Below are 13,616 nucleotides of genomic sequence, written 5' to 3' on the forward strand. Positions count from 1 at the left end.
ATCCCGTTGGGCCCGGCGCCGCGCTGGATTACCCGGATTGGCGTTTGCCGCGACGCAGGGAGGTTTTCAGCTCTGCCAGATTGAAGGCCTTGAGCAGGTATCCGGCGATAAAGAAGGTGATTGCACCGCTTAGGACCATGCCCAGCAGGGCGAGGTAGCGCCAGCTTGGCAGGGTGAAGAATGCGCTGAACTGTTGCACGGTTAGGACCAGTTGCGCGCCCATGACCAGCGCGGCCAGAAGAATGCGCAGGCTGCAGCGGTAGAACCGGGCATCAAACCGGGCAGCGCTGCCCATGCGCGCAGTCCCCAGCCAGAGCAGGACCACCATTGCCCAGCCGGCCATAGAGGCGGCAATCGCAGGCGAGATCCAGCCCACCAAGGGCTTCAGCCCCACCGCCAGCCCAGCGTTCACCACCATGGCCACAACGGCATAGGCAAAAGGCGAGCGCGTGTCTTCGCGGGCAAAATACAGCGGCTGCAGCACCTTTTGCAAAATGAAGGCCGGGAGGCCCGCGCCATAGATGGCCACCGCCAGGGCGATGGCGGCCGCGTCTTCAGGCCCGGTGGCACCACGTTGGTAGAGCACGGAAACCAGTGGTAGCGGCACCAGCATGAAGGCCACAGCCGAGGGCAGGGTAAAGAGGAGCGAGAATTCACCAGCGCGCGACAGGGCATTGCGCGCGCCGTTGCCATCGCCATTGCGCAACCGGCGGGCCAGGTCCGGCAACAGCACGATGCCAACCGCAATGCCAATGACCCCAAGCGGCAGCTGATACAGCCGATCCGCGATGAACAGCCAGCTGACCGCGTTTTCAATATCCGACGCCACCAGCTGGCCAACCACCAGATTGATCTGCGTTACCCCCATGGCCAAGGCAGCAGGTATGGCCACCCGTACCAGGCGGCGCATCGCCGGGGTCACCCTGGGCAGGCCGGGGCGCAGGTGAATCCCGGCGCGGCTGCTGGCACGCCAGACCAGGGCCAGCTGGGCAATGCCTGCCACCGGGATGGTCCAGACCAGCCAGTCCACCACCGAGCCACCTATCCAGGCGGCCAGGATCATGGCGCTGCAGGCAAAGATATTGAGCAACACTGGTGCGGCTGCTGCCGCCGCAAAGCGACCGGTGGCATTCAGCACCCCGGAAAACAGCGCCGCCAGTGACATGCACAGGATATAGGGAAAGACGATATAGCCAAAGCCAACCGCGATGTCGAAGCGGGCATCACCCTGAAACCCCTTGGCCGTGGCCCAGACCAGCGCGGGCATAAAGACCATGCCCAGCCCAACCAGCGCCAGAACGGCAGCCCCCAGCAGATTGAAGGCATCCTGGGCAAAGCCCTGCGGGTCTTCTCCGCTTTCCAACCGTTTGGAAAACTGCGGTACAAAGGCGGCGTTAAAGGCACCCTCGGCAAAAAAGCGTCGAAACATATTGGGCAGCCGAAAGGCCACCACGAAGGCATCCAACAGCGGGCCTGGGCCGATATATGCGGCGATCAGGATTTCGCGCAAAAATCCCAGAACACGGCTGGCCAATGTCCAGAAACCAACTGTGACAAAGCCGGAGAACAATCTGACCGGTTTCATGAACGTGCCTTTTTCGAGCCTTCTGAAATGGCCTCGCGCAGCTTCCGCTCCAAAAAGTCCTGTTTGGACTTGGAGTGGTATTTCAGGCCAAACATGTCTTTGACATAGAAGGTATCAACCACCTGTTCGCCATAGGTCGCAATCACGGCATTGGCGATATAGACATTGGCCGCCACCATGGTGCGCGCCAGATCATAGAGCAGCCCGGTGCGATCACGGGTGTCGACCTCGATGATGGTGTAGATTTCCGAGCCTTCGTTATCAAAGGTGATATGGGTCGGCACCTTGAAGGCTTGTTCCCGTTTCTTGAACTTGCCGCGGGTTTCCAGCGCCTCTCCGGCGATCACCTCGCCCTTCAGGGTTTTTAGGATCATCTGGTTCAGCCGGGGCAGGCGCGAGGCCTCAAAGGGGTGACCCTCGGCGTCTTGGATCCAAAAGGCATCGGTGACATAGCCGTCTTTGGTGGTATAGCTGCGCGCATCGACCACATTGGCCCCGACCAGTGCCAAAGCACCGGAAATGCGGGCAAAGATGCCGGGGTGGTCAGCCATGACAAAACAGGCGCGGGTGGCATCTCGGTCATCATCCGGGTGCAGCCGAATGACAATGCCGCCGGGATCGTTCTTGGCTTCCAGCTCTTTCAGCATTTCGGCAAAATCGACATGGGCGGTGACATGCAGCCCCTGCCAATAGGGATCATAATGCCGCCCGATTTCGCGTTTCAGATGGGCCTTTGGCCAGTCGGCCAGGGCCGCGCGCAGGGCTTTCTTGCCAGCCGCACCGCGATGTTCCCTGTTCAGCGCCTCCATGCCGTTGTCCAGTGCTTCGCGGGTCTGGTTATAGAGCGCGCGCAGCAGGGCCGCTTTCCAATTGTTCCATGTGTCCGGGCCGACGCCGCGAATGTCACAGACCGTGAGCAGCAGCAACAGATCCAGCCGCTTTACAGATTGCACCGCCTTGGCAAAGCCGCGGACGGTACGCGGATCGGCAATATCGCGTTTCTGCGCCATATCGGACATCAACAGATGATTGCGCACCAGCCATTCAACGGTTTCGCTGTCGGCCTTGTTCAGTCCAAGGCGCGGCGCAACCTTGCGGGCGATCTGCGCCCCCAGGATCGAGTGATCCTGTTCGCGGCCCTTGCCGATATCATGCAGCAGCATGGCCACCAGCAGGACCTTGCGGTTGATGCCCTTGCGGATCACCTCTGATGACAGCGGCAGCTCTTCTTCCAGTTCACCTTTGTCGATGGCGGTGAGGTTGGAAATCACCTGAATCGTGTGCTCATCCACTGTATAGGAATGGTACATATTGAACTGCATCATTGCCACGATGGGTTCAAATTCGGGGATAAAGGCGGCCAGCACGCCCAGTTCATTCATCCGGCGCAGGGCGCGTTCCGGATTGCCGTGTTTTAGCAGCAGATCCAGGAAAATGCGTCGCGCTTCCTTGTCGTTGCGCATGTCATCGTCGATCAGGTGCAGGTTGGCGGTGACCAGGCGCATTGCGTCCGGGTGGATCAACATGCCAGTGCGCAGTGCTTCCTCAAAGATCCGCAACAGGTTGAGCTTATCGTTCAGAAATGCATCCGGATCCGCAAGATCCAGCCGGTTGTTAACCACGTGGTAATCGGGTTTTACCCTGGGGCGGCGGCTGAAGATGCGTTCCAGAAGCGGCGCGCGTTTTTGTTGGCTTGCCTCCAGCTTGGTCAGCAGGATCCGGGTCAGATCGCCCACCGTCGTGGCGTGGCGGAAATAGTCCTGCATGAAGACTTCAACACCGCGCCGCCCGGCGCGATCCTTGTATCCCATGCGGTTGGCAACTTCGACCTGCAGGTCGAAATTCAGCTGTTCGGTGGCGCGTCGGGTGGCCAGATGCAGGTGCGATCGTACCGCCCATTGGAAATTGGCGGCGGTGGAAAATGTTTCCAGCTCTTCCGGTGTAAAAAGCCCAAGCGGCACCAGATCCGCCACGTCCTGGACCTTGTAGACGTATTTTGCAATCCAGTAGAGAGACTGTAGATCGCGCAGGCCGCCTTTGCCCTCTTTGACGTTGGGCTCCACCATATAGCGCTCTCCCTGTTTCAGGTGGCGCTCGTCGCGTTCGGCCAGTTTGGCCTCGATGAATTCGGTGACTTCGCGGTTGAACAGCTCTGTGCGCAGCCGTTCTTCCAGTTCTTCGGCAAGGGCGCGATCACCGATAAGATAGCGCTGTTCCAGCATGGCGGTACGGATGGTGAAATCCTCGGCCCCCAACCGCAGGCAATCCTTGATGGTGCGGCTGGAATGGCCAACTTTGAGACGCAGATCCCACAGAATATAGAGCATCGATTCAATGACGCTCTCGGCCCAGGCGGTGATCTTGTACGGGGTCAGGAACATCAGATCGACATCGGAAAACGGTGCCATTTCACCACGGCCATAGCCGCCCACCGCAATCAATGCGATCCGCTCGGATGAGGTTGGCGCCCCGACCGGGTGCAGATAGGTGGTGGCCACATGAAAGGCGGTCAGCACCAGCCCGTCCGTCAGATAGCTGTAGGATCGGGTCAGGGCACGGGCCGAAAATGGCGCTTCGGCAAAGTGCTCGGCGATGAGATCGCGGCCCTGGGTATTGGCGGTGCGCAGCATGTTGACAATGCCGTTGCGCAGGGCGTCGGGCGGGGTTTCTTGTGCCAGCTGGGCAATCTTGTCCTGCATCTCGGCCAGATCAAAGATGGCCCGCGCATCGCAAATCAGCCCGGAGGGAAGAGACCCTCCGGGCTGATCGTCCTGGGGTGTCTGGGCTGGATCAGAATCCGGCGCCCGAGAAGCTTCTGGGGGCTGCGTCAAGGATGACTACCTTCTGTTCTTGAATCGTTGCAATGGCCAAACCGCGTTCATTGGTGCCATCGGCGCGCAGGCGGAAAATACCACCCGTGCCCTGGAAACCAGCCCCCTGGGTCAGGGCTGCGGCGGTCAAAGCATCTGATTTCCCGGCACTGACCAGGGCACCAATCGCGGCGATGCCATCATAGGCCAGCCCGCCAATCGCATGGGGGGGCGATCCATAGGTGGCTTCATAGCGGTCGCGAAAGCCCTTGGCCTTGCCGGGGTCGGGCATGGCAAACCAGCTCCCCTGTACACCGGGCAAGGCCAGGGTCTGGGCCGGCACATCCCAACGGGTCAAGCCCATATACTGGATATCTTCGGGTTTGACACCGGCCTCTGGGAGGAGCTGAGTCAGCAGAGGCAGCGCGCCGGCCGTGGTCGCGGTCAGGAACAGCGCATCAGCCCCGCTGCTCGTGGCTGATCGGATTTGCGGAATGGCATTGATCACGCCGGTCTGCGACAGATCATAGTCAATGGAGCTGACGATGGTCGCGCCGGACTGCGCCGCCGCATTGCGGATTGCTGTCTGCCCGGCAATCCCGGCGGCGTTATTGCCCCCGGCAATCACGATCCTGCCCTTGCCCTGTGCCTTGGCATAGCTGGTCAGGCGACGGGCGGTATTGTCAAAGGTTGGCCCCAGGATAAAGACATTGCCCCCTGCGATGGAGGTGGTGTTGGAAAAGGCGAGGACATTGACGCCGCGTTTGGCAGCGGCGATCCCGGCGGCATTGGCCGCTTCGGCATAGACCGGCCCCAGAATGATGCGTGCGCCGTCCTTCACCGCCTCGGTGGCGGCAGCGGCTGCGCGGGTCGGGTCGCCTGCGGTGTCATAGATGCGCAGATCGACCTGCACACCCTGCAGATCGGCAATCGCCAGGCGGGCAGCGTTTTCCAGGCTCTGCGCCAGAACGCTGTCCCCGGACTGCGCCGATCCACGTGGCACCAGCAGCGCGACGGGGACGGGTTTAGAGGTATTGATGCTTGGGCCGCCGCCCATGGCGATTGGATCGCAAGCGGCCAATGCAAAAGTTGAAATAGCGGTGACGGCATACAATGTTGCCTTGCGGGCCCGTTTGAAAACAGCAAACATAATGGACTTGAAACTCCCCTTCGTCCGGCGCTTTGCACCGTGTTGGTTCGGGAGCGATAATAAACGACCAAAAAGGCGGGTCCAGCGTGAATCATCAGATCGTCAATTTGTTGCCGGGGTTATATTTTGTGGCAACACCTTTGGGCACGGCCCGCGACATTACCCTGCGCGCGCTGGATGTGCTGGCCTCGGCGGATTTGATCGCCGCCGAAGACACCCGGTCGCTGCGCCGCCTGATGGAAATTCATGGTGTGCCGATGCGGGATCGTCAGGTGATTGCCTACCATGATCATAGCGGGGTGGCTGCACGCGGTAAAATCCTGGCAGCGCTGGAGGTTGGGAAATCTGTCGCCTATGCCTCTGAGGCGGGAATGCCGCTGATCGCGGATCCGGGGTATGCCCTGTCAAAGGCGGTGTCCGAGGCGGGGTATCTGGTGACCACGGCACCGGGGGCGACGGCGGTGACCACGGCGCTGGCGCTGGCCGGATTGCCGACGGATGCATTCTTTTTTGCGGGCTTTTTACCCAATGCCAGCGGTGCCCGGCGCAAACGTCTGGAAGAGCTGCGTGCGATTCCGGCCACCCTGGCCTTTTACGAATCCCCCAAACGGGTGGCGGCTTCGGTGGCGGATATGGCGGATGTGCTGGGCAATCGCCCGGCGGCGTTGTGCCGCGAGCTGACCAAGAAATTTGAAGAGGTCCGCCGCCTGCCGCTGCAGGAACTGGCCGCCAGTCTGGTGGAAACTCCGGTCAAGGGGGAGATCGTCCTGCTGGTAGACCGCGCTGCTGCCGGGGTGGTCAGCGAGGGCGATATTGAAAGCGACCTGCGCGCTGCACTGATCGACAATAGCGTCAAAGACGCCGCCGCCATCGTTTCCGAGGCGCATGAGATGCCGCGCCGCAAGGTGTATCAGATGGCCCTGAAACTGGCGAAAGAGGACTGAGATGCCCAGGCCGCCTGTCGCTACCGGATTGCGGGCGCATCTTGCCGGCGCCGCGGCAGAAGAGCAGGCGGCGCGTGCCTATGTGGCGCGCGGCTACCAGTTGGTTGAACAGCGCTGGCGCGGGGCAGGGGGCGAGATCGATCTGATCCTGCGCCAGGGTGCGCTTTGGGTTTTTGTCGAGGTGAAGACCGGCCCCAGTTATGCGGCGACGGTTGCCCGGATCACCCCGCGACAGATGCAGCGGGTGCAGGCCTCGGCCGCGCTCTATCTTGATCAGCAGGCGGGCGGCGCCCTGGCAGAGGCGCGCATCGACGTGGCGCTGGTGATCGGCACCCAAGAGGTTGAAATTCTGGAAAATGCCTATGGTCAGGGCTGACGGCTTTCACGGCTTGTTGAACAAGGCATATTGAACCTTGCTGCGCCCTGCGTCATCTATGGCGAAAGAAACAAGGAAAACTGCCATGAAAATCGCCTTTCAGATGGACCCGATCATGGGTGTCGACATTAACGCCGACAGCAGCTTTCGCCTGGCGGAAGAGGCCCAGGCGCGTGGCCATGAGCTGTTTTTCTATCTGCCGGATCAGCTGGCCTACCAAGAGGGCAGGATTACCACCCGTGGTCAGGACATGACGGTGCAGCGGGTGGCGGGAACACCAGCCATCCTGGGCGAGATGCGCGAGGTGGATCTGGCCGATTTCGATGTGATCTGGCTGCGCCAGGACCCGCCCTTTGACATGCATTACATCACCTTGAGCCATCTGTTGGACCGGCTGAAAGATGACTGCCTGGTGGTCAATGATCCCTTCTGGGTGCGCAATTACCCGGAAAAGCTCTTGGTGCTGGATTTCCCCGACCTGACGCCGCCCACGGTGATTGCCCGCGATCTGAACACCATCAAGGATTTCAAAGAACGGCACGGCGATATTATCCTCAAGCCGCTCTATGGTAATGGCGGTGCCGGGGTGTTCCGGCTGGACGCGAATGACCGCAATCTGACCTCGCTGCACGAATTGTTCACCGGCTTCAGCCGTGAGCCGCTGATCGCGCAGAAGTTCCTGCCCGATGTCAGCAATGGCGACAAACGGGTGATCCTGGTTGACGGCGAACCGGTTGGCGCCATCAACCGGGTGCCCGCCGCGGGTGAGACGCGCTCCAATATGCATGTGGGGGGGCGGCCAGAGAAAATCGGGCTGACCGAACGCGACCTCGAAATCTGCGCCGCCATCGGGCCGTTGCTCAAGGAAAAGGGGCAGGTCTTTGTCGGTATCGATGTGATCGGCGATTATCTGACCGAAATCAACGTAACCTCCCCCACCGGCATCCAGGAGCTGGAGCGATTTGACGGGGTGAATATCGCTGAAAAGATCTGGCTGGCGATCGAAGGCCGCGTTGCGGCGCGAGGCTGAAGCCAGGGGGCTGTGGTCTTCGTGCCGTGGCCCCCGTGTGTGTTACACGCCTGTGCGAAAGTTCAGCGCCTCGGCCAGATGCGGGCGCTGCACCTGTGGTTCGGCAGCCAGATCGGCGATGGTGCGCGCCACCCGTAGCACCCGGTGATAGCCGCGTGCGCTCAGCCCAAAGCGTTCAGCAGCCTGTAGCAACAGCGCGCGGCTTTCTGCCTGCAGGGCCACGGCCTTCTCTAGCACATCACCCTCGGCATCGGCGTTCAGGGTGATTTCAGCGTTGTCGCGATAGCGATCAGCCTGGATCTCGCGGGCGATTGCAACCCTCTGGGCCACCTCGGCAGAGCCTTCGCTGGCGGCGGGCAGGTCCAGATCCTTGAAGGCCACCGGCGGCATTTCGATGCGCAGGTCAAATCGGTCCAGCATCGGGCCAGAGATACGACCAAGATAGTCTTCGCCACAGCCCGGTGCGCGGGCGCAGGCACGGGCTGCGTCTGCCAGATAGCCGCATTTGCAGGGGTTCGCCGCCGCCACCAGCATGAAACGGCAGGGATAACGGATATGAGCATTTGCACGGGCAATCATCACCTCGCCGGTTTCTAGCGGCTGGCGCAGGGTTTCCAGCACCACGCGACTGAATTCCGGCAGTTCATCCATGAACAAGACGCCATTGTGGGCCAGGCTGATCTCGCCCGGCTGCGCCCGCCGCCCGCCGCCGACAATCGCCGCCACAGACGCGGTGTGATGTGGCTCGCGGAAGGGACGGCTGCGGCAGATGCCGCCGGCATCGATCAGCCCGCACAGCGACTGGATCATCGAGGTTTCGAGTGCCTCGACCGGGGTGAGCAGCGGCAGGATAGAGGGCAACCGGGCCGCGAGCATGGATTTGCCCGACCCCGGAGGCCCGGTCATCAGCATATGGTGGCGCCCGGCGGCGGCGATCTCCAGCGCGCGTTTTGCCTGTTCCTGGCCCTTGATGTCGCGTAGATCGCGCAGGGGTGCAGGTTGGCTCACCTCGCCGGGTCGGGCTGGGGTCAGGGGAAATTCGCTGGTGAAATGGCGCACCACCTCGGTCAGGCTGGCGGCACCAATGACCAGCGCATCACCGGCCCAGGCTGCCTCGGCGGCGGATCCTTTGGGGCAGAGCAGCTGATGGTTGGCGCTGGCCGCAGCCATCGCGGCAGGCAGCGCCCCGGTGACCGGCATCAGCTGGCCGTCCAGCGACAGTTCCCCCAGGGCGAGGGTGTCGGCAACCGCCTCTGGCGGGATCAGACCTATGCCCGCCAGCAGCGCCAGGGCGATGGGCAGGTCAAAATGGCTGCCCTCCTTGGGCATATCGGCGGGCGACAGATTGATGGTGATCCGCTTGGCTGGCAGCGCAATCGACATGGCGGCAAAGGCGGCACGCACCCTTTCGCGGGCTTCGGACACGGCCTTGTCTGGCAGGCCAACGATGGCAAAGGCAGGCAGCCCAGCCACCAGCGAGCACTGCACCTCGACGGGGCGCGCGTCTATGCCGTGAAAGGCTACCGTATTGGCGCGGCTGATCATCTGGGCTCATTCCCTTGAACTGGCAAGGAAAAACAATAGGCACCGTTGGGGCAGAGTCAGCAGCAGAACTGTGGTTTTCGGGTATTTTACGGTGATTTCCCGCAAGCCTGCCGCAGCCATTGGTCAGAAATGGACAGCGGCATGGCTTGTGGGCAGGGGCGGACGCGGGCGTCTGGGCACCGCCTAGTTGATGGGCCAGGGGCTGCGGGCCAGATCCTGGGCGTAGGGTTCCGGGTCATAGCTGACCTCGCGTGCCTGCGCCTGCCACTGCCGCACTGCCGGATCCGACAGCAGCATTTCGCAATAGCTGCGGGTTTGCGGCGCGACTGGCAGGTCATAGCCAACGATCCGGGCAGCAACGGGGGTGTAAAACACCTCTGCCAGACAGTAATCCCCAAAGAGATAGCCCACCTGCGCGCCAGAGATGCTGCGGGCATGGGCAAACAGCGCTTCGATGCGGGCCAGGTCCGCCAGCACCGCCTGTGAGGGATCAAACCCCTGCCAGACATGCGACAGCTGCATCGGGCAGTCGCCCCGCAGGGCGGAGAACCCCGAGACCATCTCGCTTGCCAGCCAGCGCGCGGTGGCACGCTGATCCGCCGCCACAGGCCAAAGACCCGCAGTCGGGAAGGCCTCGGCCAGGGTTTCGGCCATGGCAAGGCTCTCGCCAATTACCAGGCCCTGGTCGGTTCTGAGCGTCGGCACCAGACGCGCCGGGGCCAGATGCGCCAAATCCTGGGCCATGGTGCCGGAATAAAGCCCAACCAGATGGGTTTGATGCGGGATTGCAAATTTTTCGAGCATGAGCCAGCCGCGCAACGACCAACTGGAATACATGCGATCACCAATGTAGAGTTCATAAGACATGAGGGCAGGCTAGCGCCTAGTTTAACATCTTGAAACGGAATATTTGTTGGTGAATATATCACGAAACCTGATGTTTCAGGGTGTCTGATTAAGCGCCCCACTGCGCCAGCCGTCCGGGCCATAGCTGAGGGTGCTGAGCGACAGATTGTCTATCTTGTGGGAAAAGGCGGCGGTGGGGCTTAGCCCTTCGGCCCGCTGGATCTGCGTCAGGATCTGACCAAAATGCCCGACAATCACCAGATCACGCCCTGCATGGGTCTGAAGCAGGTGATCCACCGTATCATTGACGCGGGCGCAGACCTGGTTCCAGCTTTCGCCGCCGGGCGGCGTGGTGTCGCCCGGTGTTTCCCAATAGGCGCGGATGCGGTCGGGGTCTTCGGCGTCAACTTCTTTCCAGCTGCGCAGCTCCCAGCTGCCAAAATGGATTTCACGCAGACCGGGCATATGCGGCAGACGTTGGCGCGGGCCCTGGATGGCGCTGGCGGTATCCACTGCGCGGCGCAGATCGGAAGACACCACAAGCGCCTCGGGTGGCAGGCTGGCTTCAAGCCGGGCCAGGGCGGCGGTATCGGATAGATCGGCTGGTAGATCGGACCAGCCCACCATGGCCTTGGCATGGGTCGGCCCGTGGCGAATAAGAAACAGGCGCGATGTCATAGCGTTCCCTTCAGCACCAGCGGCAGTCCGGCGGTCACCTGAACCACCCTGTCAGCCTGGGCCGCAAGCGCGATATTGAGCCGCCCCTGGGCCTCGCGGAAGCGGCGCGACAGGGCGTTTTCGGGCACAATACCCTGGCCCACCTCATTCGAGACCACAACCAGTTCTGCCCGGCAGCGCCCGATTGCCGTCAGCAGCTCTCGCTGTGCGGTGGCCAGATCGCCTTCGGCCAGGATATGATTGGTCAGCCACATGGTGGCACAGTCCAGCAGGCAAATTTGGTCCGGCGCAAGCTGGTCCAGAACCCGCGCAGGCGAGAGCGGTTCTTCATGAGTCTCCCAATCAGGTCCGCGCTGCTGTATGTGGCGTTTTACCTTGGCCTGCATCTCGGTATCAAATATTTGTGATGTGGCGAGGTAGCATTTTGATTTTGTTGACTTAAAGCACAAATCTTCGGCAAATTTCGACTTGCCAGAGGCGGCGCCGCCGAGAATGAATGTGACAGGTGCCGACAAGTTCTTTACCCTTGTAAATGAACGGTTTCTACCCTGTGCTAGCCGCTGGTGACGCTCAAAACAAGGGTCTAACCAGTATTGGCCGCGCTACCCCGGCTGGGCCGGTGCCTTGGCGGAAGGTTGCCAAGGCAGGTTCGTCAAAGAGCCAGGTGCCAACGGCCAGAGGCCGCACACTGTATGATAGAGACTGTGCCGTGGCATTGCGCTGCGGGGTGGCGGAGGACCGGGCATACCCAGTCCAATTCGCCGTCTGGGGCCATCCCCTGCGGCTGTCCGGTACGCTCTGCCATGTTTTCAAGACGATCTGATCCCGGAGGGAAACAATGGCGCTTGACCACATTACTGTTAATCCATTGCCGAAACAGGCGATGAAAGCAGAACTGCTGGATGCAGAGACCGAACGCAAACTTGCCTATGCTTGGCGGGATCAACGGGACGTGCAGGCGCTGCACCGGTTGATCAATGCTTATATGCGGCTGGCGATTTCAATGGCCTCCAAGTTCAAACGTTATGGCGCGCCGATGAATGATCTGATCCAAGAGGCCGGGCTGGGCCTGATGAAGGCGGCGGATAAGTTTGATCCCGATCGCGGCGTGCGCTTTTCCACCTATGCGGTCTGGTGGATCAAGGCCTCTATTCAAGACTATGTGATGCGCAACTGGTCGATGGTGCGCACAGGATCTACCGCCGCGCAAAAGTCACTGTTTTTCAATATGCGCCGGGTTGAGGCCCAGCTTGAACGCCAGGCCTATGCCCAGGGGGCGCGGCTGGATCGCCACCAGCTGCATGAAAAGATCGCCTCTGAAATTGGCGTGCCGCTGCGGGATGTGGAAATGATGGATGGCCGTCTGGCGGGGGGGGATTTTTCGCTTAACGCGGTCCAGTCGAGCGAGGACGAGGGCCGCGAATGGATTGATGTGCTGGAAGATGACAGCGCCCAGGCGGCTGAACTGGTCGAAGGCAGCCATGATCGTCGGCAATTGCGGCGCTGGCTTGTCGAAGCGATGCAGGGGTTGAGCAGGCGGGAAAAGCTGATCGTGGTGGCCCGCAAACTGAAAAGCCCGCCGCGCACGCTCGAAGACCTGGGGCACGAATTGAAGCTGTCCAAGGAGCGGGTGCGCCAGCTGGAGGCCGGGGCATTTCAAAAAATGCGGAAACTGCTTGAAACCCGCTCGCGAGAGGTGCAAAGACTGCTTTCATGAGAAAGCATAGTTTTTTAGTCAAGAATTTCGCAATCGCCCTTGTGGTCGCTTTGGTCGGGGGGCTACCCGTTGGGCTGCCTACCCAAGTCGCGGCTGAGGTCACCGCACAGGGGCAGGGAAAGGTTGATGCGCAGCCAGTTCAGCCAGACCTGGGCCAGGTTGTGGCGGCGCTGAAAGGGGCAGATGTAATCCTGCTGGGCGAGGTGCATGACAATGCCGTGCATCACCAGACGCAGGCAGAGCTGATCGCGGCCCTGCAGCCCAGGGCTGTGGTCTGGGAGATGATCACCCAGGACCAGGCCGCAACACTTACCGTGCCGGTCCTGCAGGATACGGCGCGCACCGCCGAGAGGCTGAACTGGGCGACATCGGGCTGGCCTGATTTTGCGCTATACGCCCCGGTGTTTCTGGCTGCCAGCGAGGCGGCGCAGTTTGGTGCATGGCTGCCGCGGGCTGAGGCCCGAATAGCCCTGCAAACCGGGATCGCCGACCATTTTGGCGACCAGGCCGCGCGTTTTGGTCTGGACCACCCCCTGCCCGAGGCAGACCAGACCGCGCGCGAGGCGGACCAAATGATCAATCATTGCAATGCCATGCCTGCAGAGATGCTGCCAATGCTGGTTGATATACAGCGCCTGCGTGACGCCCGTCTGGCGGCCCGCGCCGAACAGGCGCTGCAGCAAACGGGCGGGCCCGTGGTGGTTATCACCGGCAATGGCCATGCCCGGCTGGACCGGGGGCTTGCGGTCTATCTGAAACGGGCCGCGCCCCAGATCAGCCTGCGCGCGCTTGGCCAGATCGAAGAGGGTCAGGACGACGAGATGGGCGGCCAGGGGGAGCGGCGCTTTGATGTTGTCCTCTCGGCCCCTGCGCCCCTGCGCCCGGATCCCTGTCTGGCCTTTCGCAGCACCGATTAGCGCCGTGGCGGCGGCGCC

The 13,616-nt window shown here is 61.6% G+C and carries 12 protein-coding genes; 5 read left to right on the plus strand and 7 right to left on the minus strand.

Annotated elements, in window-relative coordinates:
- Positions 1-28 precede the first annotated feature (28 nt).
- The 3 genes from murJ to ACN0VH_RS12255 are packed head-to-tail and all read right to left on the minus strand — an operon-like array spanning position 29 to position 5,545.
- Positions 29-1,585 carry a murein biosynthesis integral membrane protein MurJ gene (gene murJ / locus ACN0VH_RS12245; RefSeq protein WP_417700737.1) on the minus strand — a complete coding sequence of 519 codons (1,557 nt, stop codon included), beginning with the start codon at positions 1,583-1,585 and terminating at the stop codon, positions 29-31.
- Positions 1,582-4,416, minus strand: coding sequence for a [protein-PII] uridylyltransferase (locus ACN0VH_RS12250; RefSeq protein ID WP_417700738.1), 2,835 nt, complete (start codon positions 4,414-4,416; stop codon positions 1,582-1,584). Before ACN0VH_RS12250 ends, murJ begins: the two co-directional genes overlap by 4 nt.
- Positions 4,376-5,545, minus strand: coding sequence for a penicillin-binding protein activator (locus ACN0VH_RS12255; RefSeq protein WP_417700739.1), 1,170 nt, complete (start codon positions 5,543-5,545; stop codon positions 4,376-4,378). Before ACN0VH_RS12255 ends, ACN0VH_RS12250 begins: the two co-directional genes overlap by 41 nt.
- 86 nt (positions 5,546-5,631) lie before the next feature.
- On the opposite strand from ACN0VH_RS12255, the gene rsmI reads away from it, so the two are divergent.
- From rsmI to gshB, 3 genes are all read left to right on the plus strand, one after another.
- A complete protein-coding gene (gene rsmI, locus ACN0VH_RS12260) occupies positions 5,632-6,489 on the plus strand; it encodes a 16S rRNA (cytidine(1402)-2'-O)-methyltransferase (protein WP_278923611.1) in 858 nt (285 codons plus the stop codon).
- Position 6,490: 1 nt separating this feature from the next.
- Entirely contained in the window at positions 6,491-6,865 is a 375-nt protein-coding gene (locus ACN0VH_RS12265; protein ID WP_417700740.1) for a YraN family protein, read from the plus strand.
- A gap of 85 nt (positions 6,866-6,950) precedes the next feature.
- Complete coding sequence (gene gshB / locus ACN0VH_RS12270; protein ID WP_278923609.1) at positions 6,951-7,895, plus strand: glutathione synthase; 945 nt, start codon at positions 6,951-6,953, stop codon at positions 7,893-7,895.
- Positions 7,896-7,937: 42 nt separating this feature from the next.
- Here gshB and ACN0VH_RS12275 read toward each other — a convergent pair whose 3' ends face one another.
- The 4 genes from ACN0VH_RS12275 to cobU all read right to left on the minus strand — a co-directional run bounded on the left by ACN0VH_RS12275 (position 7,938) and on the right by cobU (position 11,479).
- Positions 7,938-9,440: a YifB family Mg chelatase-like AAA ATPase gene (locus ACN0VH_RS12275; protein WP_417700741.1), complete on the minus strand. Its 1,503-nt coding sequence runs from the start codon at positions 9,438-9,440 to the stop codon at positions 7,938-7,940.
- A gap of 183 nt (positions 9,441-9,623) precedes the next feature.
- A complete protein-coding gene (locus ACN0VH_RS12280) occupies positions 9,624-10,307 on the minus strand; it encodes a glutathione S-transferase (RefSeq protein WP_278923607.1) in 684 nt (227 codons plus the stop codon).
- Between the two features lie 75 nt (positions 10,308-10,382).
- On the minus strand, positions 10,383-10,964 hold the full coding sequence (locus ACN0VH_RS12285; protein ID WP_278923606.1) for a histidine phosphatase family protein: 582 nt from the start codon (positions 10,962-10,964) through the stop codon (positions 10,383-10,385).
- Positions 10,961-11,479, minus strand: coding sequence for a bifunctional adenosylcobinamide kinase/adenosylcobinamide-phosphate guanylyltransferase (cobU, locus tag ACN0VH_RS12290; protein ID WP_278923605.1), 519 nt, complete (start codon positions 11,477-11,479; stop codon positions 10,961-10,963). Before cobU ends, ACN0VH_RS12285 begins: the two co-directional genes overlap by 4 nt.
- A 323-nt stretch (positions 11,480-11,802) precedes the next feature.
- On the opposite strand from cobU, the gene ACN0VH_RS12295 reads away from it, so the two are divergent.
- Positions 11,803-12,681, plus strand: a complete 879-nt coding sequence (locus ACN0VH_RS12295; RefSeq protein WP_278923604.1) for an RNA polymerase factor sigma-32 — start codon at positions 11,803-11,805, stop codon at positions 12,679-12,681.
- A complete protein-coding gene (locus tag ACN0VH_RS12300; RefSeq protein WP_417700742.1) occupies positions 12,678-13,598 on the plus strand; it encodes a ChaN family lipoprotein in 921 nt (306 codons plus the stop codon). The genes ACN0VH_RS12295 and ACN0VH_RS12300 overlap by 4 nt, the downstream gene beginning before the upstream one ends.
- The last annotated feature ends 18 nt before the right edge of the window (positions 13,599-13,616 follow it).

This window comes from Pseudophaeobacter sp. (assembly GCF_048267565.1).
GTDB classification, from domain to species: Bacteria; Pseudomonadota; Alphaproteobacteria; order Rhodobacterales; family Rhodobacteraceae; genus Pseudophaeobacter; species Pseudophaeobacter profundi.